We start from the raw sequence: 23,906 nt of genomic DNA on the forward strand, positions 1-23,906 counted from the left end.
TTCCCTTTGGTGGGGGGCCCCTTCCCGGCGGGGGCGCGGGTGTTCCTTACAGGGTCAGGTGGTCGGTACCCCGGGGTACCGACCACCTGACCTTTTACCGATCATCCCGTCAGGGAGCCTCGGGTCAGCCGAAGATGCACGGGAGCGTGCCCTCGTGCGCCTCGCTCGCCTCCGTCAGCGGGATCTCGAACTGGCCCTCGATCACCACGGCGTCGCCGCCCGTGGTGCCGAGCCGCAACACCGGCACGCCGGCGTCCTCTGCGAGGTGGGTCAGCTCGCCCTCGTGCTCGGGATCGACGGCGACGATCACGCGGCCCGTCGACTCGGCGAACAGCGCCACGAAGGGGTCCACCTTGTCGCGGCCGGTCACGCCCTCGAGCGCCACCGACGCGCCGACGCCGAAGCGCAGCGACGCCTCGAGCAGGCCCTGGACCAGGCCGCCCTCGGACAGGTCGTGCGCGGCGGCGACGAGACCGGTCTTGCGCGCCTCGACGAGAGCCGAGGCCAGCGCCTTCTCGGCGGCCAGGTCCACGCGCGGCGGCAGGCCACCGAGGTGCGAGTGCACGACGTCGGCCCACGCGGAGCCGTCGAGCTCGTCCCGCGTGGTGCCGAGCAGGAGGAGCGACAGCCCCTCGGTCTGCCAGCCGGACGAGAGCGCGGTGCTGACGTCGTCGAGCACGCCGAGCACGCCCACCACGGGGGTGGGGTGGATCGACGAGTCGATCTGGCCGGGCTCGCCCGTGCCGTTGTAGAGCGAGACGTTGCCGCCGGTGACCGGGACACCGAGCTCCTGACAGGCGTCGGCGAGGCCCTCGATCGCCTCGACGAGCTGCCACATCGAGTCGGGGTGCTCCGGCGAGCCGAAGTTGAGGCAGTCGGTCACGGCGAGGGGCTTGGCGCCCGACGTGGCGACGTTGCGGTACGCCTCCGCGAGGGCCAGCGCGGCGCCCGTACGCGGGTCGAGCTTGCCGTAGCGGCCGTTGGCGTCAGTCGCGAGCGCGACACCGAGACCAGTCGTCTCGTCGACGCGGATGACGCCGCCGTCGTCGGGCTGGGCGAGCGCGGTGTTGCCCTGGACGAACCGGTCGTACTGGTTGGTGACCCAGGCCTTGGACGCGAGGTTGGGCGAGGCCAGCAGCGTCAGCGCGGTCTCCCGCAGCTCCTCGCCGGACGCCGGGCGGGCGAGGCCAGCAGCGGTCGTCGAGTCGGCCTGGAGCGCGTCCTGCCAGGCCGGACGCGCGTAGGGCCGGTCGTACACGGGCCCCTCGTGCGCGACGGTCCTTGGGTCGACGTCCACGATCCGCTGACCGTGGTGGTCGATGGTGAGGCGGCCGGAACCGTTGACCTCGCCGATGACGGCGGTCTCGACCTCCCACTTCTTGGTGATCGCGAGGAAGGCGTCGAGCTGGTCCGGCCGCACCACGGCCATCATGCGCTCCTGCGACTCCGACATGAGGATCTCGCCGGCGTTCAGCGTGGGGTCCCGCAGCAGGACGTCGTCGAGCTCGACGTGCATGCCGCCGTCCCCGTTGGAGGCGAGCTCCGAGGTCGCGCAGGAGATGCCGGCGGCGCCGAGGTCCTGGATGCCCTCGACGACCTTGGCCGAGAACAGCTCGAGGCAGCACTCGATGAGCACCTTCTCCATGAAGGGGTCGCCCACCTGCACGCTCGGGCGCTTGGCGGGGACGCCGTCCTCGAACGTCTCGGACGCGAGGATCGAGGCACCGCCGATGCCGTCACCGCCCGTACGCGCGCCGAACAGCACCACCTTGTTGCCGAGGCCGCTGGCGTTGGCGAGGTGGATGTCCTCGTGCCGGAGCACCCCGAGGCACAGGGCGTTGACGAGCGGGTTGCCCTGGTAGGAGCCGTCGAAGACGAGCTCGCCGCCGATGTTCGGCAGGCCGAGGGAGTTGCCGTAGCCACCCACTCCTGAGACGACGCCGTGCACGACGCGCGCCGTGTCGGGGTGGTCGACGGCGCCGAAGCGCAGCTGGTCCATGACCGCCACGGGGCGCGCGCCCATCGAGATGATGTCGCGGACGATGCCGCCCACACCGGTCGCGGCGCCCTGGTAGGGCTCGACGAACGAGGGGTGGTTGTGCGACTCGACCTTGAAGGTGACCGCCCAGCCGTCGCCGATGTCGACGACGCCTGCGTTCTCACCGATACCGACGAGGAGGTGCTCCTTCATCTCGTCGGTGACCTTCTCGCCGAACTTGCTCAGGTGCACCTTCGACGACTTGTAGGAGCAGTGTTCGCTCCACATCACGGAGTACATCGCGAGCTCGGCCGCGGTGGGGCGGCGGCCCAGGATGTCCTTGATGCGCTGGTACTCGTCCTCCTTGAGTCCGAGCTCACCGTACGGCTGCACCTCATCAGGGGTGGCCGCTGCGGTCTCCACCGTGTCCAGGTTCGGGACGGCGGGGTTCGGGCGGGAGGGTGCCTGGGACGCGGGCGCGGTCATGTAGTTCCTCGCGAGCGGGGTAGGTTTCTGGGCGCCGGAGCGCGCGGCCAGTCTACGACGCGTCGCGCGGGGAGGCGGTCCCGCTCTCCCGGACGTGTCGGACGCACGGGTCACAGGAGTGATCCGCGCTTCCGACACGTCCGGTGCGGTCCGAGATACGGCAGGTCAGAGCTGGGAGTCGTAGACCCGCACGTAGTCGACCACCATCTGCTGCGGGAACTGCGTCGTTCCGTCCGGGTATCCCGGCCAGTCGCCACCCACCGCGACGTTCAGGATGAAGAAGAACGGCTGGTCGAAGACCCACGGGTTGCCGCCGGTGTCCGCGGTGGTGCGGGTCTGGTAGACGTTGCCGTCCACCGACCAGCTGATCCTGCCGGGCTCCCAGTCGATGGCGAAGGTGTGGAAGTCGTCGGCGAACGACCAGCCCTGCGGGTGCATGTAGGAGCCGGTGAGGCCCCCTCCGCCGAAGTAGCCGGGGCCGTGCAGGGTGCCGTGCACCAGGTGGGGCTCGAAACCGACGTTCTCCATGATGTCGATCTCGCCCGAGTCGGGCCACGGGGTGCCGGGGAACTGCCCGCCGAGCATCCAGAACGCGGGCCAGATCCCCTGGCCGCGGGGAATCTTGATCCGCGCCTCGAGGTGGCCGAACTTCGGCTGGACCTTGCCCTGCGTGGTCAGCCGTGCGGAGGTGTACCCGCCGTTGCCGTCCTGGCGGGCGGTGATGACGAGGTTGCCGTTGCCGTCCAGTGCCGAGTTCTCCCGGGAGCTGGTGTAGTTCTGCAGCTCGTTGTTGCCCCAGCCGCCGGCGCCGGTCTCGTGGTTCCAGCTCGCCGGGTCCGGCGCACTGCCCGCCGCGCCGTCGAACTCGTCCGACCAGGTCAGCGCGCCGAGGTCGGCGGAGGTGTCGGATGCCGACCGGGCAGGTCCCGAGTCGGGAGCATGGGGAGCCGCCGCCGTGGCGACGAGCGAGGCGGACAGGACGAACGTCATGGCGGCAGCAGCCGTGACGGTGGTTCGGATCGTGCGGTGTCTGGTGCTACGCATCGGACGCTCCTTCGCGAACGTGTGTCGCCCGCCGCACAGGCTGCGGGCCGGGCCTGCGGTCGATCCGCCGGCCGGTGCCCAGCGACGCTACTTTTCACCCGGTCGGTGGAACAAGATCGTGAAAACACGTAGTCAGGGCGCCCATCACCGTTCAGGCCCGCTGAACAATCAGCCAGTGATACGCGATGGACGTACAGGGTTGCTCCGGTCGACGATGACGGCATGCCCCTGCGCCACTCGCTCCTGGCCGTGCTCGTCATGGTCATCTGGGGCACCAACTTCCTCGCCATCGACGTCGGCGTGGACGACATGCCGCCGGCGCTCTTCGTCGCCATCCGCTTCGTCGTGGTGCTGGTCCCGGCGATCCTGGTCCCCCGCCCGGTGGCCCCGCTGAAGGACGTGCTGCTGGTGGGCATGTTCCTCAGCCTGGGTCAGTTCGGTCTCATGTACACGGCCCTGTGGCTCGACATGCCGCCGGGCCTCGCGTCACTGGTGCTCCAGGCGCAGGTGGTCCTCACCGTCCTGTTCGCGAGCGTCACCCTCCGCGAGCGCCCGACGCCGCCGCAGCTCGTCGGTGTCCTCCTCGGCGCGGCGGGGCTGGTGATCGTGGGGGTCGGCCGTTCGGCGGCGACGCCGGGGTTCGCCTTCCTGCTGACCCTCGCGGCCGCCGCGTCCTGGGCGACCGGCAACGTGATCGTGCGCCGGCTGGGCGCCGCCACGCAGCTGGCCGGAGAGCGGTCGAGCCCGCTGGCCGGCCTGTCCATGACCGTGTGGTCGGGGCTCGTGGTCCCCGTGCCGATGTTCGCCCTGGCCGTCGCGCTGGACGGCCCGACGGCGGTCGCGCACTCGCTCACCCACCCCACGTGGGCCGTGGTGCTCTCCACCCTCTACACCGCGTGGCTCGCGAGCCTGGTGGGCTACGGCATCTGGAACACGCTGCTCGCCCGCTACCGGGCGAGCGCGGTGGTGCCGTTCACCATGCTGGTGCCGGTGGCGGGCATGACCGCCGCCTGGCTGGTGCTCGACGAGGTGCCCAACGCGGCGGAGGCGGGCGGCGGCCTGCTGCTCCTGCTGGGGGTGGCGATCACGGCGGGCCTGCTGCGGTGGCCGGGCGGGCCCCGTTACAGCGCCAGCACGTAGCAGAGCAGGTCCACGCCGGGCACGGGCGCCCAGTCGCGGCCCGGGGCACGCACGAATCCGAGCCGCTCATAGAGGCGGTGCGAGCCGGTGGCCACGGTCTGGGTGGAGAGGACGATCCGCCGGGCGCCCACGGAGCGCGCGATGCACTCGCGCATCAGCGCGGTCCCGGCGCCCCTGCCCTGCGCGTCCGGCGCGACGCCCAGCATGCGGATCTCCGCCTCGCCCTCCTTGGCGATGTCGGCCATCGGACCGCCGCGGGGCACGAACGTCACGCCACCCACCACCTCACCACCGTCCAGTGCCACGATGATCTCCGCCGCGGCGGCACGGCTCTCGACATCGCGGAGGACGTCGGCGTAGAAGCCCGCGTCGGGGGCGTCGAGCTGCCCGTCCGCGAAGAACGCGGCTGCGACGATCTTGCCGACCGCCTCGTACTCGGCGGGGTCCGCGTCCCGCACTTCGATGCTCATCCGACGACCGTAGACCGAGCGTCTGACATCGTCCGGCCGGACATGCGGCGTGCTCGGCCACGGTCAGGCGCCGGCGTTGACAGCGGTCAGCCCCTGGGCGGCCTGGCGCACCCGTCCCCACGGCTTGTACACGGACAGCAGCGTGGCGGCGGCGAGCACGGTGAGCGACACCGTCGGCGGGAACACGAGGAAGGAGACGTCCGTGGCCGGCACCTGCGCGGCCTCGATCGCCTCTCCTGCCGCGCCGACCTCGGGCATGCCCGGGCGCAGCGCCACGACGATCAGGACGCACAGCAGGACGTTCATGACGAGCTTGACGGCCACCCACCAGTAGCGCACCAGCCCCCACTTCGTCGCGAGACCGAGCAGCAGGCCCGAACCGAGGCAGACCAGTGCCGAGACCAGCATCGGGCTCACGACGTACTCGGCGAGGGCCCGCAGGGCGAGCCCGCGGGCGGCGTCCGAGCCGCCCGAGAGCCCGACCCCGACGAGCACGGCGACCAGCACGTCGATGCCGATCCAGGCGCCGGCGGAGACGATGTGCAGGGTCAGCACGGCCTTCCGGACGCGCGGCGCGAGCTTCATGGCGCGACCTCCCGCTCACGAGGACCGGCCCCGGCACGGGCTGGTCGGCGCGCCACGAGCATCGTCCCCGCGATGAGCACCGCGAGGACGCCGACGACACGCAGCGCCGTACCCGCGCCGAGCAGCGGCTCGGCGAAGGCCAGGTTGCCAAGGCTGCCGGTCGCGACCACGCCTGCGGCCTCGGCGAGCGCCACGACCACGGTGACGACCGCCGGCCAGGTCCGGGTGCGGAACACGGCGAGCAGCACCGCCGCGACGACCATCAGCACGGCGGCCGGCGGCACGATCGGCGCCGGGGCCCCTCCCGCGCGGGCAACGTAGATCCCGATCGTCGCGGCGACGAGCCCGAGCACCGCAGCTCCTCTGAGATTCATGGTCCTGTCCCTCCTCGGGCACCGGGCGGCGCCCACGTGTCCAGCGTCGCGGTCTAGGTCGTGGACCGAATCGGCCGCGAGGCGGCACCCGTGCTGCGCCGCCGGACGTGGGCGGGCAGGCCCGCGTACGCCCCACGACGTAGGCACGGGTACGGCGTCCAGGGGGTGACGCGGTGCCCGCCGTCGGCCACAGTGGGCCTGGAGGTGAGAGACAGAGGTGAGAGACATGGGGAAGGTGCGTCTCGTCGACGTCGGCGTGACCGCTGTGCTGACGGCGCTGGTGCTGGTGTCGCTGCCGTTCCTTGACGCGGCGTCGGGGGTGGATCGTCCCGTCGACGCCCTGGGGTTCGCGCTGGCGGCCACCGCGGCGGCCGGGACACTGTTCCGTACCGGCTGGACCGTGCCGGCGCTCGGGGTGGTCACCGCCGCCACCGTCACGTACTTGCTGCTCGCCTATCCGTACGGCCCGGTCATGGTGTGCCTCGCGGTCGCCGTCTACTCGCTGGCGCGCCGCCGGCCGCTCCGGCCCGCCCTCCTGTACGCAGCGGGCACGCTGGTTCTGCTCGTGCTGCACGTGTTCACGCATCCGGCAGGCCTCGGCCTCCCGGCAGGGCTCGTCCCTGCGAGCGCCTTCGTCGTGGTCCCGTTCAGCATCGGCGTCGCCCGGCGGATGTGGCACCAGGCGCGGGCCGCCGAGCGCACGGCGGCGGAGCAGCGGGCCCGCGACGACGAGCGGCTGCAGCTCGCGCACGAGGTGCACGACGTCGTCGGGCACGGGCTGGCCGCCATCCAGATGCAGGCCGACATCGCGCTCCACCTCGGCACGCCGGACGACGCGGCCACCGCGCTGGGGGCCATCTCGAAGGCCGCGGACGAGGGTCTGACCGAGCTGCGCACCACCCTCGCGCAGATCCGGCCCGGGACCTCCTCCGGTTCGGCGCCCGAGCGTGCGCCGACGGCGGGCCTCGCCAACCTGGAGGTGCTGGCACAGCGGGTGCGCTCGGCGGGAGTGGCCGTCGACCTCCAGGTCAGCGGCACGCCCCTGCCGCTGCCCGACGCCGTGGACCTCGCGGCCTACCGTGTGCTCCAGGAGTCGCTGACCAACGTGGTCAAGCACGGGGCCGGTGCCGCGGCGCACGTCGAGGTGGCCTACGGGGCGGACGTGGTCCGGTTGCGCGTCCGGAACCCGCGCGGCCCCGACGGTGGCTTCGTCGCGGGCTTCGGGATCACCGGGATGCGACGCCGGGTCGAGTCGCTGGGCGGGCAGCTCGTCGCCGGGCCCGACGACGAGTCCTTCGAGGTGCGGGCAGCCCTGCCCGCTGGAGGTGTCGCATGATCTCGGTGCTGCTCGTGGACGACCAGGACCTGGTCCGGATGGGGCTGCGTGCCCTGCTCTCCGGGGAGGACGACACCAGGGTCGCCGGCGAGGCCGGCGACGGGATCGCCGCCGTGGCCGAGGCCCGCCGCCTGCGGCCCGACGTCGTGCTCATGGACATCCGGATGCCGGGCATCGACGGGATCGAGGCGACCCGCCGCATCGCGGAGGACCCCGATCTCGTCGCCACCCGCGTGGTCGTGCTCACGACGTTCGAGCACGACCAGTACGTCGTGGACGGTCTGCGCGCCGGCGCCAGCGGATTCCTGCTCAAGAACACTCCGCCGGCGGATCTCGTCGCCGCGATCCGCACGGTGCACGACGGCGGTGCGCTGCTGGCGCCGTCGGCCACGCGCACGCTGATCCGTGAGTTCACCGCAGCGTCGCCGCGGACGCTGCGGCCACACCCGCGCATCGGTGATCTCACCGACCGTGAGCACGAGGTCGTCTGCCTCGTGGCGCAGGGCATGAGCAACCACGAGATCGCCGAGCACCTCGTGCTGAGCCCTGCCACCGCCCGGACGCACGTGTCGCGCGCGATGATCAAGCTCTCCGCCCGTGACCGCGCCCAGCTGGTGGTGTTCGCCTACCAGTCGGGCCTGGCCTGAGCCGTTCCCGGCTACTGAGTCGCCGCATAACAAAGATGTCACCGGGGGTTCCGGCGTTTACCTGATAGTGGTTTCATTCGGACATGAAGCTGCTTCGAACTTTTCCGAAGGTTTCCTTCGAGTTCGGGCTCGCCTCATGGCAGTGGCTGGGGCTCAGCGAGCAGAATCCGCGCTTCGCTACCTGTTTCGGCGACATCTTCCTCGAGTCGCTGGACGGATGGTGGTTCCTGGACACCGTCGAGGGCACGCTCGAGCTCCGCTGGACCTCCGCGGTCACCATGTACACCGAGCTGGAGTCCGCCGAGGGCCGCGCCACCTACCTGATGGACGACCTGGTCCGCGACGCCCGCAGCCGCGGCATCCACCTCGGCGAGGACGACGTCTACACCTTCAACCCGCACCCTGCCCTCGGCGGTGAGCTGGGGGCGGACGGCCTCGGCACCATGCGCTTCGAGCTCGCGGTCAACTGGGTGGGCCAGATGCACGACCAGGTGCTCCACAACCCGGGCGAGATCAGACTGCCCCCGATGCCCGACGACGGTCGCCGCACCCCGGCCCGCCAGGTCGGGGCAGCCCGGGATGCCGCATGGTCGGACGACGAGACCTTCGACGTACCGTTCGAGCAGTATCTGGCCACCACCACCTTCGCGGCGGTCTCCGGGCCGAAGCAGCACGATGACAGCGGCTATCCGCCGCTCGCGCCGCTGCACGGCCGGCCGACCGGCTCGGGCCACGTCCCGCACGCCGCACAGAGCTACCGCAGCCCGAGGCACGGCATCGCGCGCCACGAGGCGCCCGCCGGCCCGGAACAGCCCGGTCCGACGCCACCCTGGCAGGGCCAGAACCAGGGCCAGGGCCAGTCGGCCTCGTCCTGGCCCGGGGAGGCCGACCCGGCGCAGCCGTGGCCGGCAGCGAGCCAGGCACCCCGGCCCGAGGCGCCGCCCGAGAGCTACGCCGACTCGTTCGACCCGCCCTACCCGACGGCTCCCGAGCAGTACGGGACGGACCCGGACGAGCAGCAGCCCAGCGCCCCGTACACCCAGCAGGACTGGCTCCCGTACGGCAGTGCCCCGGGTGCCGGCAGCCAGGACGAGCAGGATCAGGCCGGGTCGACATGGGGCAGCCCGGCCTGGAACAGTCCCACGTGGGGCAGCCCGGCCTGGGGCGGCCACGCGCCGGCGGTCGCCGCCGGCGGCAGCCCGCAGCAGGCGGGGCGCACCGACGACCCGTTCACCGCGTGGGACGACCTGTGGGGGAAGCGCTGAGCCGCTGCCGCCGCGCGGCCGCCGCCTGACGGACGACGGGCACGCCGGTCGGTCGGTCCGGACGCAGCCGACGCTCGCGCTCGGTCCGCGCGACCAGGCTCAGCTCCCCCGGGGTCGTGGTGCGCGCGCGCTTGAGCAGGCGGGTCTCCAGCGCCACCCGGTTGCCCCGCCGCAGCCCGTCGGTGTAGCCGAGGATCGTCTGCGCGTGCGCGTGGGTGATGTGCCCGCCGCGCAGCGCCGCAAGCGTCCGCGGATGCTCGTGCACCAGCGCCCGGGACTCCTCGATGAGCGCCACCGCCGTGCCCTCCGGCACCCGCAACGCCTTGGCCAGCTCCTCGACGAGCTCGGGAGCCAGCCCGGCGAGGTCGTCCGTCTCGACCTCGGAGGCGCCGAACAGCTCGGGCCGGCCGGCCACCCACTCCCGGACCGATTCCATGAGCACGGCGCGCGAGGCAGCGAGCGAGGCAAGGAGCGCGTCGACCGCCGCCACTGCGTCGACCGCCTCCGTGAGGTTCGCGAAACCGCTCGCGAACCCAGACTCGCGCGGTGCGGCTGCACCACGCGCGGACTGGCCCGGCACGTTGGCGGGACCCTGTGTCACCAGCTCCATGTTCGAACGCATGTTCTAAACATAGGGGTTGCGGCCGACACGCGCCACCCAACGCTCCGCAGCGCGTCCGCGCCCCGCACAATGGGGCTGTGCCGATCCGACGCGCCGTTGTGGCGCCCCGCGCCGTATGCGCCGCCCTGGCGGTACTGCTCACCGTGAGCGGCTGCGACCTGGCCGACAGGACGGCGAGAGCCGACGACCCGGACCAGGAGCCCACGTCGACCGCAGGACGGTCGCCGGCCGACCCGGAGCAGCCGAAGCCCTCCGATACCGGTCGGCCCGAGGCGCGGACCAGCACGGTCACCCTCGACGGTGCCGTCCTGCGTATCGACTCCCGGAAGGCCGCCGTGGTGCGGGCCGACGGTGACGTCCCAGGGCTGCAGACGGTCACCCTCAGCCTTGCCCTCGGCGGGACGGCCGACCTGACCCTCACGTCGCCGGGCACGCTCGACGTCGACCCGGACGGCAGCATCACCGTGCTCGACGACGGGGGCACACCCGTCGCGGCGATCGGCCCGCCCGCACCGCCGTCGGGCACCGAGGACGACGCGCCCCGCATCGAGGTCACCGACACCGACGCCACCCACGCCCGGGTGGAGGTGGACGACCGGGTCCCGCCGGCGCAGGGCTCGGGAACCGCCGGGAAGGCGGACCAGAAAGGGCCGCTGGAGGTCACGTTCGAGGTCGGCACGCACGCGATCGAGAGCGCGACCTGGGGCGAGAACGAGGGTGGACGGTCGCTCGCCGTCGACCCGACGGACTGGGCGCGGCACGCGGGCGAGGCAGGGCTCGACCTGATCCGCAGCCAGCTCGTCGCGGCGGAGCCGGAAGCGGAGAGCCCCACCATGGAGCACCAGCTCGTGTGCCACGCGGTCGGCGCACCCGACAAGAGCACGTGGAACCTCGAGCCCTGGCGACCCGACGTCGGGCTGATCCTCACCGCCACCGCGCACTGCAACCCGGTATGAGACCGGCGCGCCCCGAACCGGGGCGACCCGAGCCGTGACCGAGTCGTGACCGTCAGCGGTGCGATTCAAGGTGCGAGGGCGCGCCGGTTGAGGTTTCCTGGAAGCGAAGGCGGGGCAGGCTCGCCACACAATCTGATGAGCCCCAGCTCAGCCGGACCTCAGCTCATGATGTCGCGCGCGCCCAGACGCACGACCGTCATCCGCGGGTGCCCAGCGATCCACGGGAGTTCCCCCTGGGGTCAGGCATAGCTCCTCGGAGATACCTTGGCAGGGAGGCTCCCGATGACTCGTGTACTCGTTCTTGGATCCATCATCGCCGTCGGTTGCGGCGCACTGCTCGGATTCACAGTGGCTTACCAGCTCGTACCACTCACCGTGCTCGCCGCCCTCCTCGGACTGGCGGGCATTCTTCTTGTCGTCCGCGCGATCCCTGTGCCGACGGGGGAGCCGGACGCCCCCGTGACGCTCGGCGGGCCGCTCGCGCGCCCCGCCGAGGACGAGGAGTCTGCCGACGAGCCCGTACCGGCACCCGTGCAGCAGCTCCCCGTCCCCGTCGTCGCCGCGGTGCCGGACGCCGCGTGACCGGTGCCGTCAGGCCGTCCTCGCCTGCTGCTTGCGCAGCTCCTTCTCGCTGACCGGCGCCGTACCGCTCGCGCGCAGCTCGCGGTAGTAGGCGCGCGCCTCGTCCTGACGCGCCTTCTCCGAGCCGTCGGCGATCGGGGCACGCAGGTGCTCCTGGCCGAAGCCCCAGCCGTCGATGACGTCGAGCACGTCCGGGCGCAGCTCCTTGAGCAGCCGGTCGATCGTGGACGTCACGGCCTTCGCACGCCCCGCTGAGAGTCGGCCGTTGGTCAGGTGCCAGTCGAGGTGCCGCTCGATGGTCGTGAGGCCGTAGATGTCACGAAGGAGGGTCAGCGTCCTGCGCGTACCGGCGTGGGGCATCGTGCCGATGGCCTTCGTGAACGCGTCCCAGCGCACCAGCTCGGCCCACGCCGCAGCGGACCCGATGAGGCGCACCTGGTTGTCGTCGAAGATCTCCTGCGCACGGATCGAGTCGGCCTTGAGCGCCGGGCGCATGCCCAGCGCGGTAGCGGCGACCATGCCCTCGTAACGGCCGGCGATCAGCTCACGCTGCAGGTCGGCGTCCAGCAGGCGACCCGCGGCGCGCGTGCCGGCGCCGTCGGCCACCGTCTGGCCGAGCCGCTTGAGCGGCACCTTGTGCAGCAGGACGTCCTTGGCCTGCCCTGCCACGATGCCCGCCATACCAGCGGGGGACTTGGCCGCCCTGGCCAGCTTCTTGCCGTAGTCGCCCACGAGCCGCTTGGCGGCGAGCTGGAGCAGCACGTGGTTGTCGCCCTCGAAGGTGGCATAGACGTCGAGGTCCGCGCGCAGGCCCGTGAAGCGGTTCTCGGAGAGGAAGCCGGCGCCGCCGCAGGCCTCACGGCACTCCTGCAGCGTGTCGAGGGAGTACCAGGTGGAGGTCGCCTTGAGAGCGGCAGCGGTGGTCTCGAGGTCCTCGCGCATCGCCGGGGTGTCCTCGCGGCCGGAGAACACCGCGTCGAACAGGTCGAGCAGCTCGTCGTGCGCGAAGTGCATCGCGTACGCCTCCGCGATGCGGGGGAAGAGCCGGCGGCGGTGCGTCGCGTAGTCGAGCAGCGTCAGCTCGTCGGCACCGGCCGCAGGCGAGAACTGGCGGCGCTGCTCGGCGTACTTCGTGGCGATCGCGAGGCCGATCTTCGCCGCGGTGATCGCAGCGCCGTCGAGGGAGACACGCCCCTGCACCAGGGCACCCAGCATCGTGAAGAAGCGGCGACCGGGACTGTCGATCGAGGAGGTGTAGGTGCCGTCGGCGGCCACCTGGCCGTAGCGGGCGAGCAGGTCCCGGCGCGGCACGCGCACGTCCGTGAAGTGCAGCTTGCCGTTGTCGATGCCGTTGAGGCCGCCCTTCTGGCCGTCGTCCTCACCGCCGACGCCCGGCAGGAACTCCATGGTCTGCGGGTCGCGGATCGGCACGTAGAAGCAGTGCACACCGTGGTCCACGCCGCCCGTGATGAGCTGCGCGAACACCGTCGCCGCCACGCCGTCCTTCGCCGCGTTGCCGAGGTACTGCTTCCACGCCCCGCGGAACGGGGTGTTGATGACGAACTCCTCGGTCTCCACGTCATACGTCGCGGTGGTGCCGATCGAGGCGACGTCGGAGCCGTGGCCCGTCTCGGTCATCGCGAACGCGCCGGGGACGGACAGGTCCATCGCGCCGGGCAGCAGCCGGTCCTGCTGCTCCTCGGTGCCGAGGTGGTTGATCGCGGAGGCGAAGAGCCCCCACTGCACGCCGGCCTTGATCTGCAGCGAGGGGTCGGCGACGACGAGCTCCTCGAAGCCCACCAGGTTGGCGCCCGCCTGACCGCGACCGCCCAGGCGCTCCGGGAAGGCCCGCAGGACCTGGCCGTAGGGCACCATCTGCCGCATCTGGGCGAGGGCGATCGTCCGGTGCTCCTCCTTGGTGATCCCCTCCTGCTTCCAGAGCTCGGGGTGCTCCGCCACCATGCGGCGAGCCTCGGAGCGCTCCTCCGGCCAACGGCCGAGCAGCATCTGCTGCAGCGCGGGCACGTCCACCCGGCTGCCCGACGGCGCACGAGGCGCCGCGGGCCGGGGCGCGGTGGCCTCGGTGGCCGTGGGAGTGGTCACGGGCTCGGAGGTGGTCGTCATCGGTTCTCCTCGGTGTTCGGCCGGTGGGCCAGGTGCTGGGTCTCGGGAGGGTGGGTCAGGTCAGGTGGTCACGGACGCGGTGCCGGGGCGGTCGTGGTGCAGCACGCCCACCGGTCCGGTCCAGAGCCAGAGCGTCACGCGCTCCGTCAGCTCTTCACGGGTCAGCGGGCTGGACTCGATGTTGCGGTGGCCGAGCCACCACTCGCCGGAGCCCCGCACGAAGCCGACGGCGCCGGCGGCCCACGCGGCGGCGTCGGCCTGCGGGACGTCGGTAGCCCGGGCGAACGGCTCGGCGACCAGCTCGATCACCGAGTCGAGGTACGCGCCGAGCGGGTGCAGGTCGACGGGTGTGGTCGGCACGGCAGCGTCCGTCGCGTCCTCGGCGGCCGTGGCACGCCGGCCACGACGGCCGCTCTCGATCGGGGCGGGCTCGTTGCCGCCGATGGCGGTCCGGGTGACGAACCAGTACACGTTGGGCGAGCTCTCGATCATCTCGAGGTAGACCCGTACCATCTCGCGCAGCGCCATCTCGGGGCTGTCCGCACGCTGCGCTGCGGCGCGCAGGGCGTCGTGCATCTGCATCACCACGGTCTCCGCGACAGCGAGCCGCAGACCCGCCTTGTCGTCGAAGTACCGGTAGACGATGGACTTGGACGTACCGGCCGCAGCGGCGATCTCGTCCATCGAGACCGCGGGCCCGAGGCGGTGCACGGCCTTGCGCGCGGCACGGACGAGCTCTGCCCGACGGGCGGTGCGGTGGTCGTCCCAGCGGGTCGAACGACCGTCGACTCCGATGCTCATCGCTCCGCCTCCCCACCTGGACTCGCTAGAGGTCTTGTGATTCGTCTCACGAGACTGAGAGTATCAGGTACTGTGAGTCCTGGGCACCACCTCGGACGAACCCGGTAGCGACCTGCCCCGGACTCGACCAGGCTCGGTCCAAGAAGCCACCTGCCCGACGATGAGTGAGAAGGAACAGCGACGTGTCCACTACCCCCTCCCCCGTCCCGTCCACGCGCGAGGCCGTCATCATCGGCGGCAACCGCATCCCGTTCTCCCGCGCCGGCAAGAAGTACGTCCGGACCAGCAACCAGGACATGTTCACCACAGCGCTGGAGGGCCTCGTCGCCCGGTTCGGCCTGCAGGGTGAGCGCCTCGGTGAGGTAGCCGGCGGCGCCGTGCTCAAGCACAGCAAGAACTTCAACCTGATCCGCGAGTCGGTGCTGGGTTCCTCCCTCGCGCCCACCACCCCGGCCTACGACGTGCAGCAGGCCTGCGCCACGGGCCTCGAGGCCGCCATCGCGGTGACCAACAAGATCAAGCTGGGCCAGATCGAGTCCGGGATCGCGGGCGGCACGGACACCGTGTCGGACGCGCCGATCGTCGTCAGCGACCGCCTCCGCGCCGCGCTCCTGGACTTCAACCACGCCAGGACGACCGGCGCCAAGCTCAAGGCCCTGGCCGCGATCCGCCCGAAGGACCTGGCCCCCGCGACCCCGAGCACCGGTGAGCCGCGTACGCACCTCTCGATGGGCGAGCACCAGGCCATCACGACTGCCAAGTGGGGCATCTCCCGCGAGGCCCAGGACGAGATCGCCTACAACTCGCACCAGAACCTCGCCCGCGCCTGGGAGTCCGGGTTCTTCGACGACCTGGTCACCCCGTTCAAGGGCCTGACGCGCGACGACAACCTGCGCCCCGACACGTCGCTCGAGAAGCTCGCGAAGCTCAAGCCGGTCTTCGGCGCCAAGCTCGGCCAGACGGCCACGATGACGGCGGGCAACTCGACGCCGCTGACCGACGGCGCCTCCGCCGTCCTGTTCGCCTCGCGCGCCTGGGCCGAGGAACGCGACCTGCCGGTCCTGGCGAAGTTCGTGGACGCGGAGACCGCGGCCGTCGACTTCGTGCACGGTCACGAAGGGCTGCTCATGGCACCTGCCGCCGCCGTGCCGCGGCTGCTGGCCCGCAACGGCCTCACCCTCGACGACATCGACTTCTTCGAGATCCACGAGGCGTTCGCCTCCACCGTGCTGACCACGCTCGCGGCGTGGGAGGACGAGGAGTACTGCCGCACCGAGCTCGGCCTCGACGGCGCGTTCGGCAAGATCGACCGCAGCAAGCTCAACGTGAACGGCTCCTCGCTCGCGGCGGGCCACCCGTTCGCGGCGACCGGCGGGCGCATCATCGCGACCGCGGCGAAGCTGGTGGCCGAGAAGGCCGCCGAGACCGGCCGCCCGGCACGGGCACTGATCTCGGTCTGTGCCGCCGGCGGCCTGGGTGCCGTCGCCGTCGTCGAGTCCTCCTGAGGCCCTCCCCTCCCCCCCAGATCGGAAGGAAATCCGTGGCTGACAACTACACCAGGTTCGTGAACGGCGAGCTCGGGAAGAAGCTCGCGAAGCAGCTGGGCCTCCCCCGGCCCGCCGTCCTGCGCCGCTACGCCCCTGGCGCACCCCTGACGGTGGGCCCTGTGCTCGTCGTGTCCGACGACGCCTCGGCCGCCGACGCGGACGCGCTCGCCAAGGCCCTGCTCGCCTGGGACGTGGACGTGCGCCGTTCCACGGAGGGTGCCGCCGACGTCCGCTGGGGTGGCGTGGTCCTCGTCGGCACGGCCGCCGAGTCTCCCGAGGCCGTCTCGGAGGCGGTGCTGGCGCTGGGCAGCACGCTGCGCAGGCTCGCGGGCAACGCGCGCGTCGTCGTCCTGTCCCGTGCACCGGAGGCCGGCGACCCGCCGGCGCTCGCCGCGACCCGGGCCGGCTTCGAGGGCTTCACGCGCTCGCTCGGCAAGGAGCTGCGGGGCGGCGCCACGGCGAACGGCCTGCAGCTGACCGGTGGTGCGGCCGTCGACTCGGCGTCCGCACTGGGCACGCTCCGCTTCTTCCTGTCCGCGAAGTCGGCGTACGTCGACGGCCAGGTGCTGCCCGTCGGCCCGTCGGACCCGCTGGACGACGTCGACTGGCAGCAGCCCCTGGCCGGCAAGGTGGCCGTCGTCACTGGCGCCGCGCGCGGCATCGGTGCGGCGATCGCACGCACCCTGGCCCGGGACGGCGCCAAGGTCGTCGTCGTGGACGTGCCCGCCGCCGGCGAGTCGCTGGCCGCCGTCGCGAACGAGGTCAAGGGCACTGCCGTGCAGCTGGACGTGACCGCCGCCGACGCCGGCACCAAGATCCTGGAGGCGACCCGGCACCTCGGCGGGATCGACGTCCTGGTGCACAACGCGGGCATCCTGCGGGACAAGCTGCTCGCGAACATGAAGCCTGGCCAGTGGGACTCCGTCATCGCGGTGAACCTCGCCTCCCAGCTGCGCATCAACGAGCAGCTGCTGGCCGCCGGGGTCGAGGGGCTGCGCATCGTGTCGCTGGCCTCGACGTCGGGCATCGCCGGCAACAAGGGGCAGACCAACTACGCGTACTCGAAGTCCGGCGTGATCGGCCACACGGCCGCCACCGCGCCGCTCGTGGCAGAGCTGGGCGGCACGGCGAACGCCGTCGCGCCGGGGTTCATCGAGACCGAGATGACCAGGTCCATCCCGTTCGCCACGCGCGAGGTGGCGCGGCGCGTCATCCCGTCGCTCCAGCAGGGCGGGCTGCCGCTCGACGTCGCCGAGGCGATCGCGTTCCTCTCGTCGCCGGTAGCGAAGGGCGTGAACGGGCAGGTCCTGCGCGTCTGCGGTCAGTCGATGGTGGGCAAGTGACGGGTAGCGAGCTGACCAGGACGGGAGCACCGGCGTCGTACGGCATGACCGAGCTGGCTCGGCTGCCGAAGCTCGGCGGGCTGCTCGCCAAGGGCGCCTCCGGGTCCGTCGGCAAGCGGCCAAAGGGCGCCGTCCGGCTGCCCGAGGTCGCCTATCAGGTGGCGGACGTCGATACCTCGGGCGAGGCGACGCACCTCGCGTCCTACCTCCGCCTGCTGGGCGAGCCCGCGTCCGAGGTGCTGCCCGCCGGGTTCCTGCACGTGCTGGCGTTCCCGCTGGCCACGGCGGTGATGGTGCGCGGTGACTTCCCGTTGCCGCTGCTGGGCATGGTGCACCTGAGGAACACGGCGCGCGTGCTCCGGCCCGTGCGGCTGGGCGAGACGCTGACGGTGCGGGCCTGGGCGCAGGACGCCCGTGCGCACCGCCGCGGCGTCCAGGTGGACCTCGTGGCGGAGGTGCTGGTGGGCGGCGAGCTCGCCTACCGGGGCGTGTCGACGTACCTGGCCAAGGGCTTCACCGCGCCCGACGGCGGTGCGCCGCCGGCCGAGGCCCCGCGCGCGGAGTGGGCGGCACCCCTGCCGACCGCACGCTGGAAGCTCGGCGGCGGCACCGGCCGGGCCTACGGCGCGGTGTCGGGCGACCAGAACCCGATCCACACGTCGGGCCTCGGCGCCAAGGCGTTCGGGTTCCCGCGGGCGATCGCGCACGGGATGTACACGGCGGCGCGGGCGCTGGCCGAGGTGGGGCCGGCCCGCCGGGGCGAGACGTACGAGTGGACCGTCGAGTTCTTCAAGCCGGTCCTGCTCCCGAGCACGGTCGACGTGGCGATCCGGTACGCGGACGAGGTCTCGACAGGCTCGACCATCCCAGGAGGCTCGCCGGCCGCGGAGGGCTTCGTCTACGAGGGCTGGCGTTCGGGCAAGAACACCCGCCACTTCCGAGGCACCGTCACCCCGCTCTGACCGGCACGGCGGACCGCGAAAGCCTTCACCATGCGATCGGGCTTGAGATCCTCGACGTTCTCAAGCCTGATCGCATGGTGGAGGCGGACTTTCGGCCTGTCGGGCAGCAAGGCGCGGCAGCAGCAGCTCTTCCCAGAGGATCGCGCGCTTGGGGCGGAAGAAGCCCGAGTGGCCGACGCGGGCCAGCCCGTGGTCGGCGGCGCGCATCTCGACGAGCTCGACGTCCGCGTTCGGGAACTCACGGCTCCAGTACCGGATCGACTCGGGGGAGATCAGCTCGTCGTCGGCCGTCCAGAGGGCGGTGATCGGCGTCTCGACCTTCGCGAAGCGGTCACGCAGCTCGGGATGCTCGCTGAACAGGTAGTCCGCGTGCAGGCACCAGCGCCCCCACTGCCGCATGACGCCGCCGGGCAGGTCGTCGAGGATCCGGAGCCGGCGGCCCGGGTAGTAGCCGACGGCCGCGATCGCGGCGGGTGCGATGGCCCGCCACAGGAGCGGCGACCAACGCTTGATCATCGGGACGGCCTTGCCTCGCCAGCCGGTCCCCGATGCCACCATGACGCAGCCGTCCACGCCGACGTCGGACAGGAAGCCCAGGCTCTGGCCGCCGAACGAATGGCCCACCCACGTGAACGGGACGCCGACGACGTCTGCCCGCGCGCGAGCGTGCCCCGCCGCGACCTCCGCGTCGTGGTACCAGTCCAGCGCGGTCGCCGTGGAGTCCCGCATCGGGCCGTACAGCTCAGGCTCCGAACCGCGGTACGAGAAGGTGAGCACCGCGAAGCCCCGGTCGGCGAGCCAGGCCGCGAGGTGCCGGTAGAACCGCATGGGCATGGCCATGGCTGGTGCGATCCCCACGACGCCGACCACCGCGCCGTCCGGCAGGAACCAGCGTCCGGCGACGGGCTCGCCGGCGGCGGCGGGGAAGCTCACGTCCTCGATGCTCACGCTCCGGAGGCTATCTCCCGTATCCTCGCCACGGCGGCGAACTTCATCCGGTGGGAGGGTGCCCATGCTCGGTGACGTACTCGGCCTGACGAAGACGCAGTCCCTCGCGTACCGCGACCTGGTGGCGTCTCCGTCCCTCGACGCGGCGGAGCTGGGCGAGCGGCTCGGGTGCGACCCCGGTGACGCGCTGGACGTGCTCCGCGCGCTGGAGAGCCACGGCCTCGCGGCCCGGCAGAGCGCCGACGACTCCCGCTTCCAGGCCGCTCCCCCCGAGATAGCGCTGGGTGCGCTGCTCGCCCGCCGCAAGGACGAGATCCGCGCCGCACAGGTCGAGCTGATCGAGCTCGAGGAGGAGTTCCGGCGGTCGTCCGCGCTGCGGCCGGCCACCGACGTCGTCGACGTGGTGCGCGGTGCCGACGCCGTGAAGCACCGCATCATGCAGCTGCAGCTCGGCGCACGCGAGACCGTCGAGTCGTTCACCAAGCCGCCGGTCTTCGTGATGCCCGCCGACGAGAACACCGCGGAGGACCAGGCCGTCGCACGTGGCGTGCGGTACCGCGTCGTCGTGGACCGGGTGTTCCTGGACACGGGCGTCCTGCGGGTCGACGATGTCGCCGAGGCCATCGAGAACGGCGAGGACGTGCGGTTCTCGGAGCGGGTGCCGATCAAGCTGTTCATCATCGACCACCGGCTCGCCTTCGTGCCGATCCAGACCGTCGTCGAGGTGAGCACCGAAGGCTCGGACCTGGCGCCCGACCTGGTGGGCGCGCTGATCATCCACCCGTCCGGGCTGCTGGACGCGCTGATCGCCCTGTTCGAGAGCGTGTGGCGCGACGCCACCCCGTTCGCCCGGCCGGGCGAACGGCCCGAACCGTCCGACCTCGACCAGGAGGACGCCCGCATCCTCGCGCTCATGCTGGCCGGCCTCACCGACCAGTCGGTGGCGAGCAAGCTCGGGCTCTCCCTGCGCACCGTCCAGCGGCGCGTCAAGGTGCTGATGGGCGTGGCCGGCGTCTCGACCCGCATCCAGCTCGGCTGGCACGCCGCGCGCAAGGGCTGGCTCTGACGGCTCGCTCCGTGGCAGCGTGGGCGCCATGACCAGCCTGGCGTGCATCATCCGCCCATCCACCCCGCCGTCACGCATCATCCCGCTCGCTCGCGCCGTCGAGTCCGCGGGGATCGACGAGGTCTGGCTCTGGGAGGACTGCTTCCAGACCGGCGGCATCTCCACCGCGGCCGCGATCCTGTCCGCCACCGAGCGGGTCCGGGTCGGGATCGGGGTCCTGCCGACGCCCCTGCGGAACGTCGCGCTCACTGCCATGGAGATCGCGACGGTCGACGGGATGTTCCCGGGCCGGCTCGTCCCGGGGATCGGGCACGGCGTGCAGCCGTGGATGGCTCAGGTGGGCGCGAAGGCCGCCTCGCCGCTGACCCTCATGCGCGAGTACTCGGGCGCGCTGCGGGCGCTGCTCGCCGGGGAGCGTGTGACGGCGTCAGGTCGGTACGTGTCCCTGGACGACGTCGCGCTCGACTGGCCGCCCGCGCGGCCCGTGCCGGTTCCGGTCGCCGCGACCGGGCCGAGGTCGCTGCGCCTGGCGGGCGAGTTCGGCGACGGCGTGGTGCTCGAGGGCTCTGTCGGCCTGCCCGGGCTGCCCGCCGTGCTCGAGCGGGTCGCCGAGGGCCGGGCGGTGGCAGGCCGGGACGGGGCGAGCTTTCCCGTGATCCAGTTCGTCCCGGGCGGCACCGGGCCCGGCGCCGCCGCGCGCCTGCGGGCCGAGCTCACCGCCTGGGGCATGGACGTGGCCGACGACACCGCGCTCGCGCAGTACGCCCTGTGGGGCGATGCCCAGGCACTTGCCGACGGGGTGCGCAGGTACGGCGGGGCGGGCGTGGACACCGTGGCGCTCCAGCCGACGGAGGACGACCCCGACCTGGAGCAGCTCGTCAGCGTGGTCGGCGCCGCCCAGGAGCTGCTCCGCACGGCCTAGCCGGCCGCGCTCCGGGCCACGTGCCCGGCGACACAGCGCGACGCCGGGGTCGCAGCGCCTCCTGGGCGCCGCGACCCCGGCGTCGTGCTTCCGGGCCGGTCAGGCGGTCAGATGTCGCGCGGCGGCGGCGCGAACGAACCCGACTCACCCGGGTCGGTGCGGGGCGCGGCCGCGGGGGCGGCGCCATGCTCCGCGACGGGCGTGGCAGCGGCGCCACCACCCGACGAGAGGTTGCCGAGGAAACCCTCGACACGAGGCCGCATGGGGCCGATCAGCGCACCACCGACACCGACGATCAGAATGCCGGCCAGGGTAGCCAGGAATGCCACCAGGACGGGCATTGTCACGGTCGTGCCGATGCCGATCTGGTTCACGGCGGCGATAACACCCAGCGCGATGATGAAGAAGGACACGGACTTCGCGACCAGAGGACCGTAGGAAACCCGGCTCATGGAGTTGAGGAGAAGGTCCTTCACGGCATTGGCGATGGCGCCTGCGATCACCACGATGATGATCGCGACGACCAGCTTCGGGAGCCACGCCACGATGTCGTTGACGATCGCGCTCACCGGGTTGGTGGGACCGAACGCGCTCAGTGCGAGCTGGAGCGCGATGAGCAGGATGAAGTAGTAGATGATCTTCGTGAGCAGCGCGATCGGCTCGATACCCGAACCCGCGAGGAGCCGGTTGGCGCCTGCCTTCTCGAGCACCTTGTTGAAGCCGATCCGCTTCAGGACCATCCCGACGAACCGGGCGACCGCCTTCGCGATGAAGTACCCGATGAGGAAAACGATCAGGAACACGAGCAGCTTCGGGATGAAGCTCGCGATCGCGCCGAGCGCGTTCGTCAGCGGCGCGAGCCAGTCGACCTGGAGCGGCACAACAAGACCTGCATTGAGGAATGGCATAGTTCTCTCCCCCTTCGAGACTTTTCTCGTCACCTCTGCTACACCACGGTGGCGCAGCACAAAGGTGCCAGCACTCCACGAACATATGCCGCAGAAGCGCATTCTGCGCGGCGTGGAATTGCTTCCTGCGCGCACCATTAGGCAGAGAAGGCGCATATGTGCAGGTCAGGCGGCCAAGCACCAGTTGTCTTGTTCGTGAATCTGGCCGCGCGCGCTGTAGAGCGGGTGAGACATAAGCGGCTTTTCCAGACACCTGGCGCCCAGCGCATAACCTGGCCGGATGGATGCCCTGCATGAGCGGACCGCCGTCGAGCTCCGCGACCTCCTTGCCGCGGGCGAGCTCTCGCCCACCGAGGTCACCGACCATTTCCTCGACCGGGTGGAGCGCCTCAACGGTGCCGTCGGTGCGTTCGCCGCCGTCACCCCTGAGCGAGCCAGGGAGCGAGCGGCGGCACTCCGGCGGGACGGTGGTGGCCCGAGCGGCGCGCCCCCGGCGTCAGGCAGCCTCTGGGGCCTGCCGACCGGCGACAAGGACCTGTGGAACCGCGCCGGCGTGCCGACCGGGTTCGGGTCCCGCGCGTTCGCGGGCCTGCCGCCCGCTCAGGAGAGCGACGAGATCGTCCAGATCCTCGACGCGGCGGGCATCGTCAGCCTCGGCAAGACGGCAGCGCCCGAGCTGGGCTTCCCCGCCTACACCGAGCCGGTTGGGGCCCCGCCGGCCCGCACACCGTGGGACCTGACCCGCGGCGCGGGCGGGTCCAGCGGTGGCGCGGCAGCGGCGGTGGCGGCGGGCATGGTCCCGTTCGCCCCCGGGTCCGACGGCGGCGGCTCGGTCCGGATCCCGGCGGCCGCCTGCGGCGTCGTCGGCCTGAAGCCGACGCGGGGGCTCCTGCCCGCGGGCAGCGGCGTCGACTCGCTCGGCGGGCTGGTCGTGAACGGGCCGATCGCGCGCACCGTCGCCGACGCCGCGCTCCTGCTCGAGGCGATGCTCCCGAGGCGCGCCGGGGGCGTCGTCGCGCACCCGTTCTCGCTGCGCGCGCCGTCGTACGAGGCGGGCGCCTACCTGGCGGCCGCGCAGCGTGCCACGCTGCCCGACCCGCTGACCGGGAGGAGCGGGCCGGACGGCGGCACCGCACGGATCGGGGTGACCACCACGTCGGCGTGGGACGACTTCTACGCCATCACCGTGTCGCCGGAGGCCAGGACCGCGCTCGACGCGGGCGTGGGGGCGCTCGCCGGGCTGGGGCACACGATGGACGAGATGGCGCTGGCCGAGGCGCCCGAGTACGCACCGGCGTTCCGGACCCTGTGGATGGGGGGCGCTTCGGCGGTACCGATCGACGACCCCGAGACGCTCGGCAAGCTGGAGCCGCTGACGCAGTGGCTGATCCGGTCGGGGCGTCAGGTCCCGGCGCGGCAGCTCGCCGAGGCGGTGCGCACGCTCAACGGTTACGAGCGCTCGCTGGTCGCCCAGGTCAGCGTGTACGACGCCGTCGTGACGCCCGCGCTCGCGCTCACCCCGCGCCCCATCGGCTGGTACGACGCCGGCGACCCGGAGCGGAACTTCGAGCAGCAGTGCCAGTACACGCCGTTCACCTCGATGCTCAACGTCGCGGGGCTGCCCGCGATCACCGTGCCGACGCACTGGACGGCGCCGACGGCCGAGGCGCCCGCCGGGCTGCCGATGGGCGTGCAGATCATCGGCAGGCCGGGCGGCGAGCCAACCCTGCTGGCCCTAGCAGCCCAGCTGGAGGCGACCCTCCGGCCACGCCCGTCGTTCCCGATCTGATCTGTCGAGAA

The 23,906-nt window shown here is 72.1% G+C and carries 22 protein-coding genes; 12 read left to right on the forward strand and 10 right to left on the reverse strand.

The window, feature by feature from the left end:
- Positions 1-124: 124 nt before the first annotated feature.
- Together purL and AB0F40_RS18180 are read right to left on the reverse strand one after the other, a co-directional pair.
- Positions 125-2,464, reverse strand: a complete 2,340-nt coding sequence (gene purL, locus AB0F40_RS18175; RefSeq protein ID WP_357470477.1) for a phosphoribosylformylglycinamidine synthase subunit PurL — start codon at positions 2,462-2,464, stop codon at positions 125-127.
- A 165-nt stretch (positions 2,465-2,629) separates the two neighbouring features.
- Positions 2,630-3,508 carry a glycoside hydrolase family 16 protein gene (locus AB0F40_RS18180; protein ID WP_357470479.1) on the reverse strand — a complete coding sequence of 293 codons (879 nt, stop codon included), beginning with the start codon at positions 3,506-3,508 and terminating at the stop codon, positions 2,630-2,632.
- Between the two features lie 222 nt (positions 3,509-3,730).
- On the opposite strand from AB0F40_RS18180, the gene AB0F40_RS18185 reads away from it, so the two are divergent.
- Positions 3,731-4,648 carry an EamA family transporter gene (locus AB0F40_RS18185; protein WP_357470482.1) on the forward strand — a complete coding sequence of 306 codons (918 nt, stop codon included), beginning with the start codon at positions 3,731-3,733 and terminating at the stop codon, positions 4,646-4,648.
- On the opposite strand, the gene AB0F40_RS18190 is transcribed toward AB0F40_RS18185, so the two are convergent.
- The 3 genes from AB0F40_RS18190 to AB0F40_RS18200 all read right to left on the reverse strand — a co-directional run bounded on the left by AB0F40_RS18190 (position 4,630) and on the right by AB0F40_RS18200 (position 6,077).
- Positions 4,630-5,118: a GNAT family N-acetyltransferase gene (locus tag AB0F40_RS18190; RefSeq protein WP_357470485.1), complete on the reverse strand. Its 489-nt coding sequence runs from the start codon at positions 5,116-5,118 to the stop codon at positions 4,630-4,632. The genes AB0F40_RS18185 and AB0F40_RS18190 overlap by 19 nt on opposite strands.
- 63 nt (positions 5,119-5,181) lie before the next feature.
- The gene (locus tag AB0F40_RS18195) at positions 5,182-5,703 is read right to left on the reverse strand and encodes a hypothetical protein (protein ID WP_357470487.1); all 522 of its coding nucleotides are present in this window, start codon (positions 5,701-5,703) and stop codon (positions 5,182-5,184) included.
- Positions 5,700-6,077 (reverse strand): hypothetical protein, encoded by a 378-nt coding sequence (locus AB0F40_RS18200; protein ID WP_357470490.1) that lies wholly within the window; start codon positions 6,075-6,077, stop codon positions 5,700-5,702. The genes AB0F40_RS18195 and AB0F40_RS18200 overlap by 4 nt, the downstream gene beginning before the upstream one ends.
- 226 nt (positions 6,078-6,303) lie before the next feature.
- Here AB0F40_RS18200 and AB0F40_RS18205 point away from each other — a divergent pair, with 226 nt between their 5' ends.
- The 3 genes from AB0F40_RS18205 to AB0F40_RS18215 all read left to right on the forward strand — a co-directional run bounded on the left by AB0F40_RS18205 (position 6,304) and on the right by AB0F40_RS18215 (position 9,325).
- The gene (locus AB0F40_RS18205) at positions 6,304-7,413 is read left to right on the forward strand and encodes a histidine kinase (RefSeq protein WP_357470493.1); all 1,110 of its coding nucleotides are present in this window, start codon (positions 6,304-6,306) and stop codon (positions 7,411-7,413) included.
- Positions 7,410-8,060 carry a response regulator transcription factor gene (locus AB0F40_RS18210; RefSeq protein ID WP_357470497.1) on the forward strand — a complete coding sequence of 217 codons (651 nt, stop codon included), beginning with the start codon at positions 7,410-7,412 and terminating at the stop codon, positions 8,058-8,060. The genes AB0F40_RS18205 and AB0F40_RS18210 overlap by 4 nt, the downstream gene beginning before the upstream one ends.
- A gap of 83 nt (positions 8,061-8,143) precedes the next feature.
- Positions 8,144-9,325, forward strand: a complete 1,182-nt coding sequence (locus AB0F40_RS18215; protein WP_357470499.1) for a T6SS immunity protein Tdi1 domain-containing protein — start codon at positions 8,144-8,146, stop codon at positions 9,323-9,325.
- Here AB0F40_RS18215 and AB0F40_RS18220 read toward each other — a convergent pair.
- Entirely contained in the window at positions 9,291-9,947 is a 657-nt protein-coding gene (locus AB0F40_RS18220) for a hypothetical protein (RefSeq protein ID WP_357470502.1), read from the reverse strand. The genes AB0F40_RS18215 and AB0F40_RS18220 overlap by 35 nt on opposite strands.
- Before the next feature lie 77 nt (positions 9,948-10,024).
- Between AB0F40_RS18220 and AB0F40_RS18225 the strand changes: the two genes are divergently transcribed.
- The gene (locus tag AB0F40_RS18225; protein WP_357470505.1) at positions 10,025-10,903 is read left to right on the forward strand and encodes a DUF2599 domain-containing protein; all 879 of its coding nucleotides are present in this window, start codon (positions 10,025-10,027) and stop codon (positions 10,901-10,903) included.
- 282 nt (positions 10,904-11,185) lie between these two features.
- Positions 11,186-11,485: a hypothetical protein gene (locus AB0F40_RS18230; protein ID WP_357470509.1), complete on the forward strand. Its 300-nt coding sequence runs from the start codon at positions 11,186-11,188 to the stop codon at positions 11,483-11,485.
- Positions 11,486-11,494: 9 nt separating this feature from the next.
- On the opposite strand, the gene AB0F40_RS18235 is transcribed toward AB0F40_RS18230, so the two are convergent.
- Positions 11,495-13,609, reverse strand: coding sequence for an acyl-CoA dehydrogenase (locus AB0F40_RS18235; RefSeq protein WP_357470512.1), 2,115 nt, complete (start codon positions 13,607-13,609; stop codon positions 11,495-11,497).
- A gap of 60 nt (positions 13,610-13,669) precedes the next feature.
- Entirely contained in the window at positions 13,670-14,410 is a 741-nt protein-coding gene (locus AB0F40_RS18240) for a TetR/AcrR family transcriptional regulator (protein ID WP_357470515.1), read from the reverse strand.
- 182 nt (positions 14,411-14,592) lie between these two features.
- Between AB0F40_RS18240 and AB0F40_RS18245 the strand changes: the two genes are divergently transcribed.
- Genes AB0F40_RS18245 through AB0F40_RS18255 form a run of 3 tightly spaced genes read left to right on the forward strand, consistent with a single transcriptional unit; the run spans position 14,593 to position 18,262 of the window.
- Positions 14,593-15,915 (forward strand): acetyl-CoA C-acetyltransferase, encoded by a 1,323-nt coding sequence (locus AB0F40_RS18245; protein ID WP_357470518.1) that lies wholly within the window; start codon positions 14,593-14,595, stop codon positions 15,913-15,915.
- Between the two features lie 35 nt (positions 15,916-15,950).
- Positions 15,951-17,300, forward strand: a complete 1,350-nt coding sequence (locus AB0F40_RS18250; RefSeq protein ID WP_357470521.1) for a 3-oxoacyl-ACP reductase — start codon at positions 15,951-15,953, stop codon at positions 17,298-17,300.
- Complete coding sequence (locus AB0F40_RS18255) at positions 17,297-18,262, forward strand: MaoC/PaaZ C-terminal domain-containing protein (protein ID WP_357470524.1); 966 nt, start codon at positions 17,297-17,299, stop codon at positions 18,260-18,262. Before AB0F40_RS18250 ends, AB0F40_RS18255 begins: the two co-directional genes overlap by 4 nt.
- 60 nt (positions 18,263-18,322) lie before the next feature.
- Here AB0F40_RS18255 and AB0F40_RS18260 read toward each other — a convergent pair whose 3' ends face one another.
- Positions 18,323-19,210: a hypothetical protein gene (locus tag AB0F40_RS18260; protein WP_357470527.1), complete on the reverse strand. Its 888-nt coding sequence runs from the start codon at positions 19,208-19,210 to the stop codon at positions 18,323-18,325.
- Between the two features lie 64 nt (positions 19,211-19,274).
- Here AB0F40_RS18260 and AB0F40_RS18265 point away from each other — a divergent pair, with 64 nt between their 5' ends.
- Positions 19,275-20,276, forward strand: a complete 1,002-nt coding sequence (locus tag AB0F40_RS18265; RefSeq protein WP_357470530.1) for a helix-turn-helix domain-containing protein — start codon at positions 19,275-19,277, stop codon at positions 20,274-20,276.
- A gap of 28 nt (positions 20,277-20,304) precedes the next feature.
- On the forward strand, positions 20,305-21,198 hold the full coding sequence (locus tag AB0F40_RS18270; RefSeq protein ID WP_357470533.1) for an LLM class flavin-dependent oxidoreductase: 894 nt from the start codon (positions 20,305-20,307) through the stop codon (positions 21,196-21,198).
- A 107-nt stretch (positions 21,199-21,305) separates the two neighbouring features.
- Here the strand turns inward: AB0F40_RS18270 and AB0F40_RS18275 are convergent, their stop codons facing one another.
- Entirely contained in the window at positions 21,306-22,241 is a 936-nt protein-coding gene (locus AB0F40_RS18275; protein WP_357470536.1) for a hypothetical protein, read from the reverse strand.
- A gap of 145 nt (positions 22,242-22,386) precedes the next feature.
- Between AB0F40_RS18275 and AB0F40_RS18280 the strand changes: the two genes are divergently transcribed.
- Entirely contained in the window at positions 22,387-23,895 is a 1,509-nt protein-coding gene (locus AB0F40_RS18280; RefSeq protein WP_357470539.1) for an amidase, read from the forward strand.
- Positions 23,896-23,906: the final 11 nt, after the last annotated feature.

The sequence above is a fragment of the Promicromonospora sp. NPDC023987 genome (genome assembly GCF_040639055.1).
Lineage (GTDB): Bacteria > Actinomycetota > Actinomycetes > Actinomycetales > Cellulomonadaceae > Promicromonospora.